We start from the raw sequence: 19423 nt of genomic DNA on the forward strand, positions 1-19423 counted from the left end.
CCTGCTCGCCGAGCGGACGATGGGGCTCGCGTACCGGGGGGTGGGGCAGCTCGCCCGGGCCGTCGACGCGCTGCGCGACCACTTCTACGACTGCGTGGACTCCTTCGGCGCCGATCACGAGTACACCCTCGCCGCCCGCATGTCGTACGCGAACACGCTGCGCGAACGGGGCAGCCGCTCCGACCTCACCCAGGCGCACCTGCTCGCCGAGGAGGCCGCCAGCACCTACCAGCGCATCTTCGAACCCCGCAATCCGCTCACCCTGGTCGCCGAGGTGAACCTGGCCGCCATCCTGCGCGCCGAGGGGGAACGCCAGCGGGCCCGGCAACTGGACGCGCTCGCGTACGAGGCACTGCGGGACGCGCTCGGCGAGCGGCACCCGTACACGATCGCGACCGCCGTGAACCGGGCGACCGACCTGTCCCTGGCGGGTGACCGCAAGGGCGCCCTGGAGCTGTCCGAGGAGGCCTTCCGCAAGGCCGCCGAGGGCCGCGGTCCCAGCCACCCGCACACCCTCGCGGCGGGCGCGAACCTGGTCCTCGACCGGATCGCCGCGGGCGCCACCGAGAGCGCCGAGGAACTGCTGGAACACGTGCTGGGCCGGCTGCGGCGGACACTGAGCACGGACCATCCGATGATCACGGCTGTCGCGAGTGGAATACGCATCGAATGCGATATAGAACCGCCGGCGACATGAGCCCGCGTCGCCTGCCTGACAGCTGATTCCGTACTTTTCCACGGGCATTCGTCAAGAATCGTCACGACGGTCTTCGTGTGTCGCGTCAGCCTCAGAACTCGTCCATCATGTTCTTCGGATGCCACCCGGCGAAGACGGGAAGTGCCCGGAGTTGCGACCTCCGGGCACTTGGCGCCTTGAGATGCATCCCGTTGGAAGGTGCTCGAAGGCAGGAGGAATGTTAGAGATGGAACGTCGTTGCGGCAAGAAGGTGCAGCTGCGAGTTGCCCAACTCGTGGCGATCGCGCTCATGCTGTTTGGAGTAGCCGCGGTCCTCCGCGCGCTCGGCGATCTGGTGGGCTGACCCGAACCGGCAGCGCTGGCGTTACGGCTGGGTGAGGGGCATTGAGTTCGACTCCCCTCCCCCAGCCCTAGCACGACTCATGGACTCCCTTGTGCAGGTCAGAGCCCCTGTTCGCAGCCTTCAGTCATCCTGCCGGTGTTGCGGTACGGCGCCCCCGTGGACGCGACCGTTGGGACGTCGGAGCGCGGTGAAGAGATCGCCGAGCGCTCGCAGGATCGCTGGCCGTTGACTGGGAGTGGATCCACGCAGGCTGACTATCACCGTAAGGCACACCATGCTTACCAATGCACAGGCTGCCCATGCGATCTGTGTCGATGCCGACAACGCTCTGTTCCTTCCGGTGTCTCCAGCGCTCATCGCCGGACCGTGTTCAGTACCGCATCCGAGGTGCGGCATCTCCGAAAGGAACTTCGCGGGGTTGTAAACTTGCAGACGTGCCCCGTGGAGAAGCCGGCGGTTCCACCGTCGCCCTCATCGCCGCCGCAGCGGCTGAGGGCGTGAAGATCTCCGTGTACCAGATCGAACGGTGGCGCGCTCAAGGCGTTCTCCCCCGACCAGTACGCGTCGGCCTGGGCCGAGGGAACGGCACTTGCGCCCGCCCGCCGGACGACGCCACGATTCAGAAGGCGATCCACCTCGGGCGCCTCTCCCGCCAAGGAGTAGCACGCCCAGGCGGGCACATCATCGAGCGTTTCGCCGCGGGGCAGCCCGTAGCAGAAGACCAGGTCCGAGCCGCGTTTGCGGCTCAGCTTGACGCAGTGGCGCGCCTGACCGCGGCCGATGTGCAAGGCATTGATGCCGGATGGCAGGCTCGCCAGGATGCCGCCGACCGCGCCGCCCGGAACCCCCACGCCCTCACCACGGTGAACTGGTCGGAGTTCATCGACGCGATCGACGGCAAGGAGCCCCCTGCACCGCCAGACGTACCGCAGCGTCGTGCAGCACTAGAAGGGATGATCCACGCGATGGGCGCGGGGGACGAGGCGACCGGCGAGGACCTGGTCGCGATGGCTGCAACCATCGCCGGGCTGCCGGAAGAACAGGTGGAGTCGCTGAGGCGAACGCAGCGGGAGGCCGAACTCCAGGGCGATGACTGCTGGGAAGCGATGGCCCGGGCCATTTCGGTCGAGAATCTACGGTCGATCGTCCGGACCGTTCCTATCGCGGACCTTCAACGCGCGACAGCGGCGACCCACATGATCAGTATCATCGAGGGCCTAGCCATTCTGATCGGCCTTCCCGATCTTGCAGGACAGACCACCGAGTTACCCGCCCCTCTCAACCGTTTCAACGGACAGATGATAAGGCGTATGCAGGCCGATCCCATGTGGAGATCGACCTCAGCCAGTTCGATGACCCCACGCCCGCGCTACCGAATTCGCAGCCTCGCCCTGGCCGGGCTCGGACTCCTCCTAGCTCCTGAGCAGCTTGAAAAAACCGTGGCCTACGAGCACCGCCTACGTGACCTAACCGGGTGGGATAGCCCTCACCCTCATCGGTAAATTGGCTCTGTGGACTAGTTGTTGTGGCTCTGGTTGTGGCTCACTGCTGGCTGGCCCCACCTGCTTGATCGCAAGGTCTGCAACGGCTTGTTTGGCCCCGGCTCTGCTGGGCTCAGGATTTGAGGCCGTGCCGGGCGGCGAATTCGAGGAAGTCGGCCGCGACGAGTTCGGGGTCGCCGCCGTCGTGGAAGTGGAACCACACCTGGTCGTGGCAGCGGCCGTCGGTGACGGGAAAGCCCCAGTGGTCACCGGTGCCGACTGGCGCGATGGCAATGAACATCGCGTCGGGGAACTCGGCGTGGTTGATCGCGCAGATGTCGTCTGGGTCGCCGGCCGCGATCGAGAACAGGTCGACGAATCCGAACCTACCGCCGCCGTACTGCGTCATGAACGCCGTGTACTTCTCGGGCAGAATCGCACCAAGGACATCCTCAGCGGCGCGGATCTGATCCATGGCGGCAGTCCGCCCGTCGATCAGAGAGAAGCCGGCGGAAGCGATCAAACTGGCTGACCGCTGGCGCATCTGGTCGGCGAGGACGTCGAACTCGGCCAGCTCCATACCGGTCAGACTAGAACCCGGCACCCGACCTGCGGTGTCGGATGGTCGGCATGGCCGCTGGGCTGCGGTGATGCTCTGGAGAATGAGTTTCGGCTCCACCTGTCGCGAGGAACACGACCAACGCCGCTCCGAACGCCGCATCCGAGCCGCAGGCATCCCCCGCCAGAAATGGCTCCGTGTCACCCGCCTAGGCACCGAGGCGCAGTAGCCACCTGCCCTCAGACTCCGTCAGCGGCTACCGTCTCGGCATGGGTATCGACTGGAACGCCGAGGTTGTCGGCCAGCTTGAGGCGCACTGGCTGCATTGGCTAAGACCCCGCCTGGACGGCACGAACGAGTGAAGGATGTTGTTGCTGTCTGGCGATAGTGTGTTGTCCTGCTGCGCCGCCGTGGCGCATCGGGAGGGGCGTCTGCATGGACGTACGGCATGCGCTGGTCGCGGTGGGGCACTGGCTTGCGAGCCTGTGGCATTGGCTTACCAGTCAAGACGCGGCATGGTGGTCAGCCGCTGCCGGTTGGGCGACCGTTGCCGTCGCCGTGCTTGCCAGCATCTTCGCATTTCACCAGGTCAGGGAGGCACGCCGTACACGCGAGGACCAGGCACAGCCGTATGTCGTTGCCTACCTGGAGGCGAACACCGCAGTACCCTTTGCGGCGGACCTCGTGGTCAAGAACTTCGGGACCACGGCGGCCTTCGACGTACGCCTGAGCATGACGCCGAAGCCTCAGCGCACCAAGGGCCCGGAGATCGTAGACCTCGCGATCTTCGACAAGCTGCCAGTGCTCGTGCCTGGTCAGGAATGGCGCACCATCTGGGATGCCTTCAGCAGTCGAAACGACTCGGGACTTCCAAGGCGTTACGGCGTAGTCGTTTCCTACTCCGATTCGCGCAAGCAGTCTCTGGAGATCATCTCGGAGCTAGACTGGGCGCCCTTCGGTCAGGTTGTCTTCACTCGAGAACTCACGGTTCACCACGTCGCGAAGGCGCTTCAAGAGATCGAGAAGTCAATTTCGAAGTGGAACGAAGATCGGGACGGCCTAGCCGTCTATGTGCGCGATGGCCACGCCAAGGACGAGCGCAAACGCCAGAAGCTCGAAGAATGGGACGCAATGCTGGCGGCACAGGACGTCGAGGACGACGATGGCGAGGACTCAGGCGGCCAGCCGTCGGCAGATGGCGCCGATGCTTAGTACGTAATCCATGAGACGTGCGTCGATTGGCCGCGGCGGCCTGGTTGACCGGCTTGTCTTCTGGCTGAACGGACGCGGCGGCCGGTCGTGGGTAGGTCGCTGTGGTTGTGTGGACCAACATGACCAGCGCGGGGCGGCCGGCGCGCGTCGCGAATATGACCGGCCTGGCCCACGATTTCGTCGACGATCTCGTCGAGCGACTGACCGAGTCTGGGCTGTGGCAGGCACACCGCCGCCGCGCGCTCGACCCGCACCGATCGGTCGTGGTCACCCTGCTGTACCTACGTCACAGTCTGTCCCAGCGTCTACTCGCCGAGCCGTTCGGCTGCTGCCAGTCGACCATGTCCTGCTGGCCCCGTGCCGATTCCGGCGATCACCGAGGCCCCGGCGTCCTTAGCCGCGCAGCACGTCGAGCGAGCCGCGGCCACCCGGGCACTGGACGACGTCGAATGCAACGGCGTGCGCCGCGGTCATGGCCGAGCTCGCGACGGCGTGCTCGGTTTCACCTTCACGCAGGCTGAGGTGGGGGTCACCGAGGTGGATGACCGGCGACCCCCACGACTGTTAGTCGACTATGTGCCGTTCGAGAAAGGCTGCCGTCGTCGTGGCGAGTGCGCCGGAGATGATCGTGTCGCCGCCGGTGTGGTGCCAGGCCCAGGTAGACACGACGGTCGTACTGACTGCGATGACGAATTGCCGAGTTGTGATGGTTCGCTTGGCGGACGGCTTGGCCGCCCGGCCCTGGTTTTGGTGTCGCCATTTCGTTACCGTCGCCACTGGGTTCCTCTCAGTGCTCGATTACAGGATTGGGTTTGAGGAGCCTGGGCGGCGCCCGAATCTCTAGTTCGGGCGTCGCCAACCGTCCGGCCGTGGTGCGGCTCCAACCGGGAATAGTGCCTGTCCTTTTCGGAGCGGGTCAAGGCTTCCCAGCCGCGGTTTGGCGGCGCGAGCGAGAGTTCTGCGGCGGTGACCGGCGGGTAACTGCTGGCGGCGAGATGGTCAATCATGGGCGTGATCACGTCGACTGTCGCCAGGGCAACTTCATTTGCAGTGATTACTGCGAATGTTTCTAGGTCATAGGGCGGGATCGTCGCGTTTCCGACCGAGTTTGTGGGGGCTTGGGTGAGATGTTCTTGTCATGCCCAGGATTCCCTGGTCGTGCCCAGCGAGCCGCTCGATCGCGACAGCCCCCGTAGCTAATTCGCCGCGATCGAGTGCGCTCCTGTGTTGCTCAGCAGTGTCGGTTGACGTGGTCGGCAGTGGGCATGACGAGGGCGGCCCCGCGGCGGCTCGTGCCGATGGTGAACTCGACAGTGTCGGTGGCGTGACTGCCGCCGCTGCCGACGTGGTTGAGGAAGTCGACGCTGCCGGTGGACAAGTTGTAGTAGGCCGACATGACTTGGTTGTCCCAGCCCCAGTAGGCGAGGTCTTGCCAGCCACAGCTGGACAGCTTGCCGCGTAGGCCTCCGTAGTCGGGGTCGGTGAAGAAGCAGAACCAGCCTGAGGGGCAGATGCTGGTCGTGGCGGCTGCGGCGCCGGCCGGAGGCCGGCCGAACGTCACGATGAACTGGCCTGAGCTGTAGCTGAGGTCGGTCGCGTTGATTTGAGTACCGCCTGGATGAGTGGCTAGGTAGCTGTCGATCTGGCGCTGCAGCGAGTCGGCGGCGGCTGCCGGGGTCGCCGGCGTGATGGCGTTCGTGAGCAGGATGCCGACTGCGACGGCGGCGATGGTGCGGGTGAAGCGGTTGATGTTCACGGTGCCTCCGTGGTGGTGCACTGTGCGGCGCGTGGGCGCAGCGAGCGATCGGATTTTCCGCGCGAGGCAGAGTGGGGTGCGGCCAGAACCCCACCAGTTCGTAGCTCTTAGTGATCGTCAGATCGCTGTGAGCTATGCATTGAGGGTACGAAGCATCGTCTGAACGGCAGCCACATCTGACCGAAAATCTACATGAGTGAATGAGATGCTCTTGGATTGCCTATGACAGCCCTCATTTGTCGTCACCCGGGCTGTCGGCTAGCTGTCATTTCCGCAGAAGTTTTGCGTTGTGCGAGATACGCGGGTCGAGGGTGGACTAATACAGGGCGTTGTGCCGCGCGTCCGCGTGGCCACATCCCCGATCTGCACGGAGCTCTACTTGACTATGTTCCAGGCCCCGCGCGACGAAGCGTGGTATCGCGCGGTCGACGACAGGCACCGTGACAGGTTGGTCCGCCGGGCCGCGTTTCTCCTCGGCCCGGACCTCGACGATCTTGCCGAGGATGTTGTCAACGCGGTAATGGCCAAGCTGGTGCTACGCCGGCATGTCGTTCCCAATGATCCAGCCGCGTGGCTGCAGACTGCTGTACGTCGGGAAGTCAGCACCACGCGGCGTGCCCAGCGGCGTCATATCGGACGGATCAAACGGCTGCTGCGCCTGCGCCGCGGCCCCGTCGAGCAGCCGTCCGAGCCCGGCCGTCTGAGCTTTGATGAGCACGCCGCCGCGAAGCTGTATGGACCTGCGGGTGAGTTCCTGGAGCTGATGGTCGTCCGCAAGACGATCATCGCCGTCGATCGGGACATCATCTGGCTGCACGTGATCGACGACTTACCACACGATCAGATCTGCGAGCTCCTGCACGACAAGTATCCAGGTACCGCAGTGAACCCCGGCAACGTCGCCACACGTATGGATCGAGCTCTGCGGCGCATCAAGAAGGCCTGTGACGCCGAACCTTCGCTGCTAGAAATGCTAGGAGGAGCCTGATGGCACGCAGGCCCGATGAATCAGACGCCGAGCAGCTGGTGCGTTTGCTGAAGAACGCGGCAGACCGTGCCGAGCAGCGGTCGCCGTCACCGCGCCGCAAGTCCGCCGAAGAGATCTGGCGTGCTCACCGGATCAGTCCGTGGCTGCTGTGGGACTACCCCCGCTTTGCGCTACGGCGGGCGCTGGAGCGCCGTCGGCTGTCGGGACGCTCCGCGTGGCGTCCCGTCATCTCCATGATCGCCAGTGCTGCGGCAATCGTCGCCTTCCTCGTTGCGTTCAGCGTCCGTGGAGTCCTTACGGCAGGCCATAACCGGCCCCCTTCCACAGCAGTGGAGAGCCCGGCCGTCGCCTCGCCGCGCCCGAGCCTGAGTCCCTCGTCGCAGCGGCAGACCTACCCGCAGCCGTTCCTCGCAGGCGTACCAACCTCACCTCGTCCGACGCCGACCCGGTCCGGATCGCAACAATCGGCAGCCGCGCGCCTGCATGCCACTGCCGACCGGGTACGGCAGCTGGCGGAACCCCCGGCACAGCCCGTCGTCTACAGCCGTGTCCAGGAGTGGGCCGTCGACAATCAGCAGGCAGGCGGCCAAGAAGAGGGCACGCTCACCGACGTGCAGACGTGGTGGCGTCCCGATCGCCCGACTGCAGACGGCTACAGCGGCTATCAACGCACCACGACGTTGCCGCGGCCGCTGGGGCCGGCGGCGGAGTTCACTACGGCGCTGCCACCACAGCTGCCCTGCCGAACCGACAGCGTCATCCATCCCAGCATCGGCCACCCCGCCGACCTGGGTCAGCAGCTCGCCGCGGTGGCGCCCGGCGGCCCGACGGCGGCCGGCTACCTGCAAGCGATCGCTACGCTCTACCGGCAGGTTCACCTGACCGCCGGCCAACGGGCCGAAGTTCTCGACCTCATGGCCGGACTGGCGTTGGACTACGTCGGCCCAGTCCATGATCGTATGAACCGGCCTGGCGACGCATACGCCGCTGAAGGTACGTCCTCGCGCGGGCAACGCACCCAATATCTGGTGATCATCGACTCCCGGACCGGTGCCCTCCTGGACTACGAGCGCACCCTCCTGCATGCAGCCCCGGGGCAGACCATCCACACGCCCTCGCTGATCCAGTACCGCATCTACATCGCCAACAACACGACCACGCAGCAAGGCACCGCTTGCGGAGGCTGACCGCTGACCTTGTGCGGTCCCGCTGCCGCCGACCCTGTTCACGGGTGGCGGCAGCGGGACCGCGGTGTGCCTTTCGAGCTAAGATCAGCGGCGTCGAGTCAAGATGAGAATCGGAGTGGCTATGGCACGTCAGCAGATAGTGGTCTACAAGGACGACCTCGACGGGTCAGAAGACAGCGTGCGTCCGGTGAAGTTCGGATTGGACGGTGTGACGTACGAGATCGACCTCGGACCCGCGAATCATGCGAAGCTCAAGGAACTCCTGACGCCGTTCATCGAGGCAGGCTCCAAGGTCAGCGGCCGAGCGGCTTCGACGACCCGCGTGGCACCTGGTCGACGTGCGGCCGCCGCAGCGGAGCAAAAGGAGTTCAATGCGCGGGTTCGCGAATGGGCGCCAGGGGCGGGCCACAAGGTGAAGCCACGTGGACGAGTTCCTGAGAAAGTCATCGAGGCGTACACAAAGGCCGGCGGAAAGTAGCGCAATAGCCCGACCACGTTAGAGGCTTCAGGAGGTCGGAACCGGCGGCAATCCCGTCCAGAGGCTGGCCGCGCCAGACGATCACCATCCGTACCCAACCCCTGCCACCAGGACGGCGGTCGCCAGGACCGCCGCATTGGATCAGGTGATCGAGGGCGAGACTGGCGCTGACGCATATGTCCATGGTTGAGCAGCGGTGTCAAGCTGTGCTGGCGGTCTGCTCTGGCTATCGGGTCATCGAGGTCGCTGCAGAGTTCGGGGTCTCCCGACAGAATGAGGCCGTGGACGCCTACAGCCGATTCGCCAATGTCCCCGAAGGCCAACTCGATAGTGTGCGCTCGAATACCGAGGCGGCCCAGATCGTCGCGCTCATGGAGGCAGACCTCCAGGCGCGCCCCGACGCGTGGGAGAACACGACCCTGGCCAGCTTCCTCGACGCCCTCACTCGTTGCATCGAAGCCCAGCCACAGCTCTACGCCAACCTTGGAGAGAGCTATCCAGTAACCCCATCATGGAAGCAGTTCGCCGAAGCCCTCGTCGCGGCGACCGGCTACGAATAACACCACACGACCTAGGCACCCCCACCGAAGATCACCCGGGACGGGAACGTCCAGCCTCGGGTGCACTAAACAGGCTGATTGGACGGATACCAGTCCTTGGCTTTCGTTATCCACAGGGGCTGTTGGCGGTGGTCAATGTTTGCCACGATGCGTTCGGGGTGTCGAAGACGGTGACCGGGGGATGTCGTGCAGGACTTTGCGGTGTCGGTTCAGCGACTGGAGACGTTCAGTATCCAGCTGGAGGAGTTCGCGAGGCTTCTGCCTGCGGTGGATGGTTACCTGCAACGGCAGTCGGAGATGACCTGGTACGAGCGTGGCGCGTTGAACGAGGTGCTCGTGGCTCATGATCGGGTCCGCCAGTCGCTGCACGATTCGTATGGCCAGTTACAGGCTCTGCTCTCCGCGAACAGTAGGGCGATAGCGGCGGCCGCCCGCTACTACGAGACCACCGATCTTGAGGCAGCGGCCTCGTTCGACCGGATGTACGGCATCCCCAGGTCACTTGCTGGGCCGGCGGTGTACTTCGACGGGTTGCGCACCGATCCACTGTCGCGGCTTCATGAACCACCGCAAACTCCGGATGATGCCATGCACGGCTCGTTCGACCTCGCCATGATCAGCAGCTACTTCAGCATCAGCAATGACCTGAACACGCTGATAGATCAGCTGACCGGTGTGGACATCCTGTCCCACCTCTCACAGCTGGTGCTCGGCGACTGGGACGCGTTCGGACGCCTGGCCGTAGCGCTGCACAACGGCGCGCTGTTCGAGATGGACGTGTCCTTCGGTCTAGCCGATGACCTCGACCCGCTACGCGATGGATGGCACGGCGCGGCCGCAGACAATGCCATGGCGTACTTCGCCAAGCTCGACGGAACGCTGCAGGAGCACCGCGATCTGCTGGAACGGCTCGCCACCGCTTACCTGGGCGCGTCGTTCTCGATCAACATCGCCACCCAGCAGCTCAACAGCATGATCGGCAGCCTCATCGATCTCGCCATCATCGCCGCGATCAGCGCCGCCGCCGGCACCGCCACCGCCGAGACCGGCATCGGAGCGGTCGCCGGCTGGGGCATCGCGATCTGGAAAATCATCGAGTTCCTCAACCTGTGGAGCAAGGCCGCGGCCGTCATCCAAGCAGCCGTATACACGTTGACCGGTCTCGTCCCGGTAGTCCTGGAGATCGCCCAGCTCCTGGGTGTGAACACGAGCATCACACTGCCGGCCGTCTACCAGCACCCGGCTCTGGCCGAGGAGGGACACAAATGACCGCCGAAGAACACCTCACCGCTGTCGCCGGCGGAGACCCGGCCCTCGCCCGCGTCCTGCGGGAGAACCTGCGCAAGCTCGCGGCCGAAAGCTCGAACCCGGCATGGCGTGAACTCGCCGCCGATGTCCTGGCTGGGCGGACCGATCTGCGTACCGCGGCCGCATCGTCGGCCTACCGCGACTTGTTCTCCGACGCCGCCCGCCGCTACCAGTCCTGGAGCGCCGCTCAAGCTCCCGAAACGCTGCAACGCCTCGCCGCGGCGGCCCGTTCATCGGTCGAACACCTGCGGGCGAGCCTTGACGACCAGGGCAAGATGTGAAGCGATGCCAACGACTCCCGCGAACGACTACACGAAGGTCTACCGGACTCTCGCTCTCATCCCAGTCGTCCTCGCCGCCACAAGCCTGCTCAACATCGTCTTGCTGGTAATCGACCTGGGAGTCTTCGGCGGCCCGCACCACGCCACCACCACCCGAAAAATCCTGGCTGCGATCATCGGCGACGGGCTGCTGCTGACCAGCATCGTGCTCGGCATTGCCGCCTACCGCAGCAACGTGAGCCGCACGGCGGCAGTCCGCTGCCTTCTGGCATACGTAGCCCTTGGCACCGGGCTTACGGCACTCTTCGCGATCGGCGCATAGGCAGAGTTGAACGGCAGGGTGGGAGCTACCCCTCCAGGGGGCCATGGAAGATCGCGAGCTGAGCCGACGCGTGCGCAACGGGATGCGGGAGATTAGTAGAAGGTGATTGCCGCGATGCGCGGCAGAGGCACCTGCGTTACCCATTCGGCGGCGGCTGCGGACACGATCGAAGCGTCGCTGCTGACGATGGTGTGGATGTTAGCGGCGAGGTCTTCGTGCTCGACGGTTGTCCCCCGGCGCTGTAGGCCTGCGTTCGCATCAGCCGTCCTCGCCGCAGTCGGGCGCGCTTTCGATGACGGCGGGCACGGCCCGCCAGATCTCGTAGTTGGCGAAGTACACGCGCAAGGATGCGCCGGTTTCGTTGGTCGGCCCCAGGTATCGGCGGTACGAGGACGGCGCCTCGCGTCGGAGTCCGGCATCGTCTGCTCGCCAGTCTCCGGTGGGATCCTGGAAGCCCACCGATTCGGTGCGCCACTGATCGATAGCAACGCGGACGCCGGCCTCAGACGCGATGGACTCCACGACGGTCGAAGTGATCGTGATGGAGGTCAAGGTGCAGGGCGGGAGGAGCTCCAGGTTGATCACGAAGGTGGTTTTGGCGGTTTCCATCCCCGGAAACCCGCTTCGTAGATCAATCAGTTTCATCGGGACTGGGCTTCGGTTCTGCAGGTGCACCACGGTTGCGTGCTGGCCTTGATATGTTCCGGTCAGCGTGTCCCAATAGGACACCCTGGCGGCAAAGCGGCGATCGAACCGCTCCGCGGTGAGGCGGTTGACCGCTGCCTGGCTGCGGTTGATGTCTTGCTGGTCGGAGAACGCCCGCCAGGATAGGAATAGCGCAGGTACGGCGAGGAGAACGGCGACCAATGCAGCCCATGCTTGGATACGTTGCGACGGAGGTTCCTTGCTCGGCCCGGGGACGTAGTCTGCACCGTTGGGCGTGGGGACGAGGAGTCCGGAGTTGGTACGCGACCACTCAGCGGTCATTGAATGACTCCTCGACGGTCCCGGCGCTGTGGTAACGCGCAGGTGTAGTCAACGCGCCAGGTTTGGCATGCGTCTCCTTTCTGCCGGGTTCGTCGTTCAACGTCAAGGGCCGCAACGTTCTCGTCGCGCGCTGGACGGCCAGATGCCCGCAGCCCGGTTGGGTGGTCGCGTCATTCAGGCAGCCGCAACCGCCTGCGTAAAGGGCACCACCGTCTACCTCGTCGACGGGCCTGCAACGCGTAGCTGATACCGCGAATGACAGTCCGCGGCGCGACAGATGAACGGCATCCGGCTCGACGGTGGCAGCGTCACTCGTCCAAGCCAAGCTCGTTCTGCACTTCGGAGAGGGCCTGAAGCGCTCGGCGGTGCGGAAGGTACGGACGGAAGCGGCATGGACGTGTTGGTCGGCGCCGTTCATGTGGCCGTCAAGGAGACCGTAGCTCAGCGCCTGGCGAACCTGTCGCGTGGACATGGCAAGCATTGCCGCTGCTTCCGCCAGATTGACTTCATGCTTGCACGTCACGGTGAGGGCGCAACCGTTCACCAGCGCGGCCGAGAGCTCGGCGATGAGTTCGGCCGTCTTACGAGAAGGCTTCACGCGCACCGCCGGACCGGAAACAGTCAGGGCATCGTGCAGTGCTTCGGCGTCCCGGCTCCGACGCTCGTCCAACATCTTCTCCTTGCTGAGGACCCGGCCCGGCCATCCATCATGCTGTGCTGAGACTGTCCAACGACGTCCTCACGCCGGGTGACGCCTGATGCCCGGCTCGAACCGTATACGCGCGAGCTGCCGGGTGCTGGCTGATTTGGCGGCTCTGGTCGAAGGTTGTACGGTACGCGTCGGCGGTCAATCCGATGTGGAACGGGCGCTCTCCCCGCGTAGGCGGGGCATTGCCAGGTGGCCTCTGGGCGGGGCGGGCTTCGTGCTCGTCCGCGGGAGGTCTGGTTGCAGGTGCCCTGTGGTCGGTGCGGGAGGTTTCACGTTGTCTAGTCCAGCGTTCTACTGCGGGATTGATTGGTCTGAAGGGCTCAACGACGTCGCGGTAGTGACGCGAGCCGGACAGCTGGTGGCCCAGGCGCGGATACCAGAGACACCCGGCGGCATCACGCAACTGTTTGCTCTCCTTGATGGGTTGCGTAAGGGGCATTCACACGGGCGCCGGATGGTGCCGGTCGGCATCGAGACCGACCGGGGGCTTCTCGCTGAGGGGCTGGCCGGCAAAGGTCAGCCGGTGTATCCGATCGCACCCGCGGTGGTGACCGAGTACCGGCGTCGGCTGTCTCCCGTTCGCAAGAAAAGCGACCGCACCGACGCGGAGATCATCGCCCTGGTCCTGCGCGACGACTGGGGCCGGATACGACCACGGTATGTGCCGTCGGCAGCGGCCGGCTCGCTCGCGACCTTGGTCGATGCGCACCGCCGGGCCAGGCGTACGCGGCTACGCCTTCAGGGCCAGCTACGGTCGCTGCTGCGGTCCGCCCATCCGGCAGCGGTCGCGGCCTGGTCCCAGCTGGACGGCGGGCTAAGCCGGCCGGAGGCTCGCGCAGTCCTGACTGCGGCACCGACAACTGCCGCGGCGAAACGGCTGACCCACTATCGGCTGTCGAAGATCCTGGCGGCCGCGGGGCGCATCCGCCTGGTCGACGCCGAGGCGTACCGGTTGCTGGAGCTGTTCGCCGAGCCGGTGATCGCCCGGCGCGCCGACATGGAGCGGGCCGTAAACGTCGAGGTAAGCGGAACACTGACGTTGTTCGACGCCGCGTGCACGGTGGAGGCCAAGCTGCAGGAGTCGGTTGAGGAGGCAGCCGCCGCGCACTTGCACGCGCCGATCTACCTGTCGTTTCCTGGGTGCGGGCTACTGACTACCGCGCGGCTGTTGGCCGGTATCGGCGATGACCTGGAGCGGTTTCGCGATGTGCGGGGTCTTCGTGCGTACGCGGGTATCGCGCCGGTCACGTTCGCGAGCGGGTCCAGCCGGATCGTGCAACAGCGGCGGGTGTGCAACCGAGCGCTGAAAACCGCCTGCCATCATTGGGCCTTCGCGTCTCTCACGCGGTCTGCAGGTAGCCGCCATCTTTACGACGCTCGACGGGCGGCGGGCGACAGCCACGCCAGCGCCTTGCGGCGGGTGGCCGGGCGCCTGCTCGGGGGCCTGCACCATTGCCTAGGCCACGACACTATGTTCGACGAGAACATTTTGTTCAGGTCGGACCTCTGACCGCCGGATGGTGGACGGCGCTCGGTGACACCTGAGTCACACACCCGAGCCTGGAGCTCTGACGCGGGAGCGGTGCCCGGAAGCCTTGTCCACCATCCGGCCTATCCACGTTGCAACTGCTCGACCAGATCCCAGCCGTACCGGGTAGGCCGGACCGGCCGCGGGCGCCGGCCGGGTAAAGTCCACGCCGCCCAGGCCTACATCGATTGGATCTCCGGCTTCGCGGCCCGGTACGTCGCTGCGACCGCAGACCCGAAGAGTTCCACGTGCCCGTGCGAGCGTGTGTGGTGTCGACCCGCACCGTCCGTAGAGCGTCCTAGGACAACGGCTTCGCAGGTGCGCTACCGACCGAGGGATTATGAGCTAGATCAACTTTATGATAGATGGTCTCACGAGATACCGACGGGTGCCTATCAATCCAGGTAGGCACCCGTCTTCGTGTCAAGCCGTCCTCGTCGATGACACAGGATGGCGTCCTGTCCGGGCACGTGCTGGGCACGCCTGGGCCCGCCCCGCCGGACTCGTCGCCAGCGCCCGATGTCCCTCGTGGCGTCGATCGTTGGGCTATGGCGCAGATCCGCGATCCGCTCGAAGGCGGGCTCTGCGCTCGACGCCTACTGGATGGCAACCATGATGCTGTCCATTCATGTGGGGGCACGACGGTCGATGCACCCAGCCGACCAGGGGATTCCAATCACGCTCAGCGGCAGAAGAGTGCGTTCGTGGTCGGCTGGATGTGCGATTTCATTCAGATTCGGGACTGCCCTGCATGGGTCGCTGGTCAGCAAGGTGCGTCTGCACCGCAAGGCAGGCGCGGTCAGCAGATCGGCCAGGACCGGGGATGAGCAGGGCAACGGCCATCGGAGGTTCGCGCGGCGGTGCGTCGTCATCTACTACGGGTTGGGAATCGTCGCTGTTGGATCGCCCAGGATCACGGTCATGGCGCGATCGAGCGCGGTGAGGCCGGCGTACATCGCCTCCCAGAGGTAGCGCTCCTCGCCAGTCCGGTCATATTCGCCGCGTGCCGTCCAGCGTTGCTGCCAGCGGGGGCCGGCTTCGCGGTAGAGGCGGTCCATGGCCATCCCGACCGGTTCGGCGCCACACAAGCCGTTGTACAGCGCCGACACTAGTCCGGCCGTGGTATGGCCGCGGATGCTGTCCATCCGCAGGGTCCAGTCGAATGTCGGGTGCACGTGCCCGACGAACGCGCGCAGCGGCCGTGGGGCGCCGAGCAGCGCGGTGGGCAGCGCACCGACCCTTGGGCCGAGGGCGGCCACTCCATCGAGGACTCGGCCGGTACGGGTCCCGGCGTCGACGAGATCGGCGAATGGGTTCACGCCGTCGCCACCGGCCGATGCGCAGGCGTGCGCGTACCAGATCGCGCCGTCTGGCTGCCAGGTGGCGAGCAGTTCGTGCGGGTCCACGAGGGCATGTTGTTGATCGAGGAGCAGGCCGAGGGTGTCGCCCATTGCTGCGGCGTCGTCGAGTGGACCGGTCTGGCCGTGACTGGTGGTTACAACGATTGCCGGACGGGCGGCGGCGAGCCGGTCGCGCAGCCCGCCAATGGTCGCAGCCCCGTTGACTGGCGTGCCCGCGTGGTCGTACGCCACCAGCACCCCGCTGCCGGCCAGATACGCGAGGTCGGTGATGTCGGCGTCGGTACGCATCGTCGCGGCGACCCGGCTGGCGACAGCGGCGCGCATCAGCCCGGTGATGTCGGCCGGCCCGTGGTCGGTGGCCCACACGAGGGGGGCTGCGTAGCGGGCGGCGCTGTCCTTCCAGTCGCCGAGGAGTGCGTTGACGTAGTTCTCCAGCGGCTCGCCGGCGAGGTGCAGCCGGCCGACGTAGCGACCGCCGTGCAGCGCGTACTGCAACGACCATGGGAGCGTCGCGGGCTCGCCGTAGAGGAGGAGATACATGGGCAGCTCGCCGGGGATGTTGCCCGGCTTGGTGCCGGTGAGCGACAGGCCGCGGCCGGCGGCGTAGTCGGTGACCGTCATGGCCCCGTTGGCGGCGACGTCATAGCGAAGCACGCGGGCCCCTTCGCGGGCGTCAACGAGTGCTTGGATCGGCTCGGGGGCATCGGCGGCGGTAGCAAGTTCGGCTGCGGTCAAACCTCGGGTCTTGGGCAACACCAGCCCCCAGCCGACCCGGGGGTCGCGCCAGTTGCCGGGGGCGTCCGGCGCGGGGATCATCGGCACCCCGGCCGTTGCAGGCACCTTCGCGCCGAACGCCCACCGCGCGGGGTTCGACGTCATGGCTCCAGCCACGCCCTGGCCGTTCTCCCATGCGTCGATCGTCAGCTCGGTGGCGGGCAGCCACGCGTCGGGGTCGGTCACGGTGCGACTTCGGCTTCGATGCGAGCGATGTGGGCGATGAGCGTCTCGCGCCAGGAGTCGGGCGTACCAGGGCCGGCCGCGGCGAGCATGCCACGCAGCAACTGCAGGCTCAGCTGGTCCGTCTGCGAGGCGGCCTCGGCCTCCAGGTTCACTTCGCACGCCGTGGGGCGCACGTACAGCACCGGTACGGTCCATTCCTTAGTGTTCGCGGCTGCGGTGCTAAATCCGGCGCCCGGCCCCTGCTGGGCCTGGCATAGCCGGATGCGCGGCGCGACGATCAGTCGCGACCAGTCGAGGACGGCCCGAGTGGCGCCCGGCGTCCGCAGTTCGTCGAAGATCGCCATGATCTCGGGATAGAGGGCGCCGGCGAGCGTGTCGGCGGATTCGGCGAGGATCTGCTCGCGCATGCCCATGACGGCGGGGAAGCCCCGCTGGTACACGAGATCGCCGGCCAGCGACAGGGTGTCGCCGCCGGGCTGGCCACCTTTGCAGCAGTTGAGGACAACCAGCAGGGGCGGCTCGTCGGGGCTACACATGGCCTTGACCTGCTGAGACTCCAGCACGATCGTCTCGGGGAGCCCGGCCGCCCGGTCGCTGGCCGTCGCCAGGAGGAGCTGAGGCACCGGCTCGGCGGTACCGTGGCTGAAGAAGTGCAGCACGTGCGGGCGGAAACGCTGCGCGACGTCCTCCAGCTGACGCTGGCTGTGCAGCAGCTCGGCCGAGACCCGCGGGTCGCCGAGGTCCTCGATGTGCCGGCGCAGCTCAGGTTCCGACGTCAGCACCTTGATCTCGGCGAACACGCCGACGGGCGACGCCTGCACGCCCTTCCATATCTCCTCCCACTGGTTTCTCGCCGAGACGTCCAGACACGACAGGACCGCCAGGATCCGTGGCGGCGGGCGGTAGATGTCGCTGGTGACGACGTTCTGGGCGGTCGGCATCATCCGGCTGATCGGCCACCGCTCGTCGAGGCTAAGGAACCTCGCGGTGGCATTCCACAGCGCCTCCCAGGGCAGCGTCTCGGGGATGCCCAGACCGCGTACGTATACGTAGACCGGGCATCGGTCGGCGAGGATCGCGGCGTTGAACGCGGCGGCGACCTCGGGCTGCTGCATAAGCGCGTCGAACAAGTGCCGGCCGAGCTGGCGGACGCCGTCCGCTGCGAGGGCGCCCGTGAGGTACGCGTTGATCATCGGCTGCAATGGGGTCAGGTCGAGCCGTTGGTCCCCCCCGATTCCCGGCGGGTACTCCAGCGAGAACAGAATGTGGGGCAGGGGATCCTGGAGCGGAGGAGTGGTACTGACCCGCAGGACGACGCGATCCATCAGGACACCTCTCCGCCGGCGGCCAGGCCGCCATCAAGCCCCGAGCGGGTCGCGGTCACCTGTTGCTCCAGCAGTGTTGCGGCGAAGGTGAGCGCTTCGACGGCCGCCTGCCGGTCGAGGACTTCCGCTCGGTCGTACGGCTGGTCGAGCCAGAGGGCCTGCGCCTGCTCAAGGACCCGGGCGCTGGAGGCGATCCAGGACGGAGTCGACGGGGCGTCAATGGCGGCCCTGGTGCCCGGCGCGAAGATTGTCGTTGCCGAGTCTTCGTTCATCAGCAGGTCCCAGTCGCCGCGCGGGCGAGCTCCGGGCCTCTCCTGGGCCAGCTGTGGGTGCACCCAATACGCAACATTTGGCGTGCGTGGCGCCGGCGCCCGGTCGTAGAGAAAGGCCAGCGCTTCGAGGATTTCGTCGGCGGATGCGGCTTGGAGGTCGTGGCGTATCACGTAGCCGGCGCGCAGCTGCGCGAGGCTGTCGGCGAGCGCTGTTAGCCCGGTGGCCGAATAGTTCTCCGGCACTGCGGTGAGCGCGACCGACCAGGCGCCGACCTGGCTGAGAAAGGCCGACAGCTGCTCGATGCCCACGAACCGCGCCCAGGTCGTGTCGGTGTTCACCACGGGCGATTCAGCGAAGGCGACCGCGCCGCGCCCCGCGGACAGGTAGCCGTGGCCAGCGAAGTGCACCACATCGGCCGCCTGGCCGCCGAGCGCGTCGCGTATCCACGCCAGCCAGGGACTGAGCCGGACGGAGCCGTCGTCGATGGCGCGCAGCCTCTCCGCGGGCGGGTACTCCGCCGCCTCCCGCGGGTCGTGGAGGATGACGCCTCCGGCGTCTCCGTACCGGTTGATCTCGTCGTAGGCAGCTCGGTCGGTGAAGATATGAACCTGAACCGGCCGGTCGAGACGCCGATAGGCGTACGCGAGGTAAGGCAGCAGCTCGCTTATGCCTACGCTGCCCTTGGCAGCCGGCGCGCTGGCGCAGAGGACGACGGTAAGCATATGGGGCGCGAGCGGACGGAGGCTGAAATACGGCAGCCGTAGGACGGGTACGCCCAGCGCCTGACCGATCTGGTTCTCCCACGGCAGCAGCGGCAGCAGCCCGTTCGGCGGCGGGAACTCCAGCCACAGCCGGTCCAGTCTTTCTCCGTCTACCGTGGCGCGCAGTCGTTCGGCCAGTTGCTCCGGGATGCGGCACCTCGCACGCGCCCAGCCCGTCGCGAGAGGTTCGGCGCTGCGAGGGATGCCGAACGCCACCGCCGGATAGGTAGCGCCAAAGAGCCGATGGTCGCCGAACCAGAGTTCGGCTCGCACCTCGGGGTCGGCCGCAGTGCCAGCCATGCACAAACGCAGCGTCGGGAGGGTGTGTTGTTCGCGTACCAGCATTT

The 19423-nt window shown here is 66.3% G+C and carries 19 protein-coding genes; 12 read left to right on the forward strand and 7 right to left on the reverse strand.

What is annotated here, in order from left to right:
* Both G401_RS51165 and G401_RS0137585 read left to right on the forward strand, forming a co-directional pair.
* A partial coding sequence (locus G401_RS51165; RefSeq protein WP_034594337.1) for a tetratricopeptide repeat protein occupies positions 1–697 on the forward strand: 697 nt, incomplete at its 5' end.
* Between the two features lie 1101 nt (positions 698–1798).
* On the forward strand, positions 1799–2542 hold the full coding sequence (locus G401_RS0137585; protein WP_027346533.1) for a hypothetical protein: 744 nt from the start codon (positions 1799–1801) through the stop codon (positions 2540–2542).
* A gap of 112 nt (positions 2543–2654) precedes the next feature.
* On the opposite strand, the gene G401_RS0137590 is transcribed toward G401_RS0137585, so the two are convergent.
* A complete protein-coding gene (locus tag G401_RS0137590) occupies positions 2655–3101 on the reverse strand; it encodes an SMI1/KNR4 family protein (protein WP_027346534.1) in 447 nt (148 codons plus the stop codon).
* 414 nt (positions 3102–3515) lie between these two features.
* On the opposite strand from G401_RS0137590, the gene G401_RS0137595 reads away from it, so the two are divergent.
* Positions 3516–4292 carry a hypothetical protein gene (locus G401_RS0137595; RefSeq protein WP_027346535.1) on the forward strand — a complete coding sequence of 259 codons (777 nt, stop codon included), beginning with the start codon at positions 3516–3518 and terminating at the stop codon, positions 4290–4292.
* Positions 4293–4447: 155 nt separating this feature from the next.
* Complete coding sequence (locus tag G401_RS58725; RefSeq protein WP_407636972.1) at positions 4448–4813, forward strand: transposase family protein; 366 nt, start codon at positions 4448–4450, stop codon at positions 4811–4813.
* 710 nt (positions 4814–5523) lie between these two features.
* Here G401_RS58725 and G401_RS0137610 read toward each other — a convergent pair.
* The gene (locus G401_RS0137610; protein WP_169734300.1) at positions 5524–6048 is read right to left on the reverse strand and encodes a peptidase inhibitor family I36 protein; all 525 of its coding nucleotides are present in this window, start codon (positions 6046–6048) and stop codon (positions 5524–5526) included.
* A 379-nt stretch (positions 6049–6427) separates the two neighbouring features.
* Here G401_RS0137610 and G401_RS0137615 point away from each other — a divergent pair, with 379 nt between their 5' ends.
* From G401_RS0137615 to G401_RS0137645, 7 genes are all read left to right on the forward strand, one after another.
* On the forward strand, positions 6428–7036 hold the full coding sequence (locus tag G401_RS0137615) for an RNA polymerase sigma factor (protein WP_157546752.1): 609 nt from the start codon (positions 6428–6430) through the stop codon (positions 7034–7036).
* Positions 7036–8223, forward strand: coding sequence for a hypothetical protein (locus tag G401_RS56465; RefSeq protein ID WP_157546753.1), 1188 nt, complete (start codon positions 7036–7038; stop codon positions 8221–8223). The genes G401_RS0137615 and G401_RS56465 overlap by 1 nt, the downstream gene beginning before the upstream one ends.
* A gap of 121 nt (positions 8224–8344) precedes the next feature.
* Entirely contained in the window at positions 8345–8701 is a 357-nt protein-coding gene (locus G401_RS55355; protein ID WP_027346540.1) for a histone-like nucleoid-structuring protein Lsr2, read from the forward strand.
* 281 nt (positions 8702–8982) lie between these two features.
* A complete protein-coding gene (locus G401_RS0137630; RefSeq protein WP_027346541.1) occupies positions 8983–9261 on the forward strand; it encodes a DUF7660 family protein in 279 nt (92 codons plus the stop codon).
* Between the two features lie 186 nt (positions 9262–9447).
* Complete coding sequence (locus G401_RS56470; RefSeq protein ID WP_157546754.1) at positions 9448–10530, forward strand: WXG100 family type VII secretion target; 1083 nt, start codon at positions 9448–9450, stop codon at positions 10528–10530.
* Positions 10527–10850, forward strand: a complete 324-nt coding sequence (locus G401_RS0137640; RefSeq protein WP_027346543.1) for a hypothetical protein — start codon at positions 10527–10529, stop codon at positions 10848–10850. Before G401_RS56470 ends, G401_RS0137640 begins: the two co-directional genes overlap by 4 nt.
* A 4-nt stretch (positions 10851–10854) precedes the next feature.
* Positions 10855–11172, forward strand: coding sequence for a hypothetical protein (locus G401_RS0137645; protein ID WP_027346544.1), 318 nt, complete (start codon positions 10855–10857; stop codon positions 11170–11172).
* A gap of 258 nt (positions 11173–11430) precedes the next feature.
* Here G401_RS0137645 and G401_RS0137650 read toward each other — a convergent pair whose 3' ends face one another.
* On the reverse strand, positions 11431–12159 hold the full coding sequence (locus G401_RS0137650; protein ID WP_157546755.1) for a hypothetical protein: 729 nt from the start codon (positions 12157–12159) through the stop codon (positions 11431–11433).
* Positions 12149–12832: a hypothetical protein gene (locus G401_RS56475; RefSeq protein ID WP_157546756.1), complete on the reverse strand. Its 684-nt coding sequence runs from the start codon at positions 12830–12832 to the stop codon at positions 12149–12151. The genes G401_RS0137650 and G401_RS56475 overlap by 11 nt, the downstream gene beginning before the upstream one ends.
* An 85-nt stretch (positions 12833–12917) precedes the next feature.
* Here G401_RS56475 and G401_RS0137660 point away from each other — a divergent pair, with 85 nt between their 5' ends.
* Complete coding sequence (locus tag G401_RS0137660; RefSeq protein ID WP_084558068.1) at positions 12918–14378, forward strand: IS110 family transposase; 1461 nt, start codon at positions 12918–12920, stop codon at positions 14376–14378.
* Positions 14379–15271: 893 nt separating this feature from the next.
* Here the strand turns inward: G401_RS0137660 and G401_RS0137665 are convergent.
* The 3 genes from G401_RS0137665 to G401_RS0137675 are packed head-to-tail and all read right to left on the reverse strand — an operon-like array spanning position 15272 to position 19421.
* The gene (locus G401_RS0137665; protein ID WP_027346548.1) at positions 15272–16717 is read right to left on the reverse strand and encodes a hypothetical protein; all 1446 of its coding nucleotides are present in this window, start codon (positions 16715–16717) and stop codon (positions 15272–15274) included.
* Entirely contained in the window at positions 16714–18042 is a 1329-nt protein-coding gene (locus G401_RS0137670) for a CHAT domain-containing protein (RefSeq protein WP_027346549.1), read from the reverse strand. The genes G401_RS0137665 and G401_RS0137670 overlap by 4 nt, the downstream gene beginning before the upstream one ends.
* Positions 18042–19421 carry a hypothetical protein gene (locus G401_RS0137675; protein ID WP_027346550.1) on the reverse strand — a complete coding sequence of 460 codons (1380 nt, stop codon included), beginning with the start codon at positions 19419–19421 and terminating at the stop codon, positions 18042–18044. Before G401_RS0137675 ends, G401_RS0137670 begins: the two co-directional genes overlap by 1 nt.
* Between the last annotated feature and the right edge of the window lie 2 nt (positions 19422–19423).

The sequence above is a fragment of the Hamadaea tsunoensis DSM 44101 genome, assembly GCF_000428945.1.
Taxonomy (GTDB): domain Bacteria; phylum Actinomycetota; class Actinomycetes; order Mycobacteriales; family Micromonosporaceae; genus Hamadaea; species Hamadaea tsunoensis.

What these genes read in the sequence shown, in the direction of transcription:
- G401_RS0137590 (WP_027346534.1), bottom strand. Translation starts at nt 3,101, where the DNA reads ATGGAGCTGGCCGAGTTCGACGTCCTCGCCGACCAGATGCGCCAGCGG.
- G401_RS0137595 (WP_027346535.1), top strand. Translation starts at nt 3,516, where the DNA reads ATGGACGTACGGCATGCGCTGGTCGCGGTGGGGCACTGGCTTGCGAGC.
- G401_RS58725 (WP_407636972.1), top strand. Translation starts at nt 4,448, where the DNA reads ATGACCGGCCTGGCCCACGATTTCGTCGACGATCTCGTCGAGCGACTG.
- G401_RS56465 (WP_157546753.1), top strand. Translation starts at nt 7,036, where the DNA reads ATGGCACGCAGGCCCGATGAATCAGACGCCGAGCAGCTGGTGCGTTTG.
- G401_RS55355 (WP_027346540.1), top strand. Translation starts at nt 8,345, where the DNA reads ATGGCACGTCAGCAGATAGTGGTCTACAAGGACGACCTCGACGGGTCA.
- G401_RS0137640 (WP_027346543.1), top strand. Translation starts at nt 10,527, where the DNA reads ATGACCGCCGAAGAACACCTCACCGCTGTCGCCGGCGGAGACCCGGCC.
- G401_RS0137645 (WP_027346544.1), top strand. Translation starts at nt 10,855, where the DNA reads ATGCCAACGACTCCCGCGAACGACTACACGAAGGTCTACCGGACTCTC.
- G401_RS0137650 (WP_157546755.1), bottom strand. Translation starts at nt 12,159, where the DNA reads ATGACCGCTGAGTGGTCGCGTACCAACTCCGGACTCCTCGTCCCCACG.
- G401_RS56475 (WP_157546756.1), bottom strand. Translation starts at nt 12,832, where the DNA reads ATGTTGGACGAGCGTCGGAGCCGGGACGCCGAAGCACTGCACGATGCC.
- G401_RS0137660 (WP_084558068.1), top strand. Translation starts at nt 12,918, where the DNA reads ATGCCCGGCTCGAACCGTATACGCGCGAGCTGCCGGGTGCTGGCTGAT.
- G401_RS0137670 (WP_027346549.1), bottom strand. Translation starts at nt 18,042, where the DNA reads ATGGATCGCGTCGTCCTGCGGGTCAGTACCACTCCTCCGCTCCAGGAT.
- G401_RS0137675 (WP_027346550.1), bottom strand. Translation starts at nt 19,421, where the DNA reads ATGCTGGTACGCGAACAACACACCCTCCCGACGCTGCGTTTGTGCATG.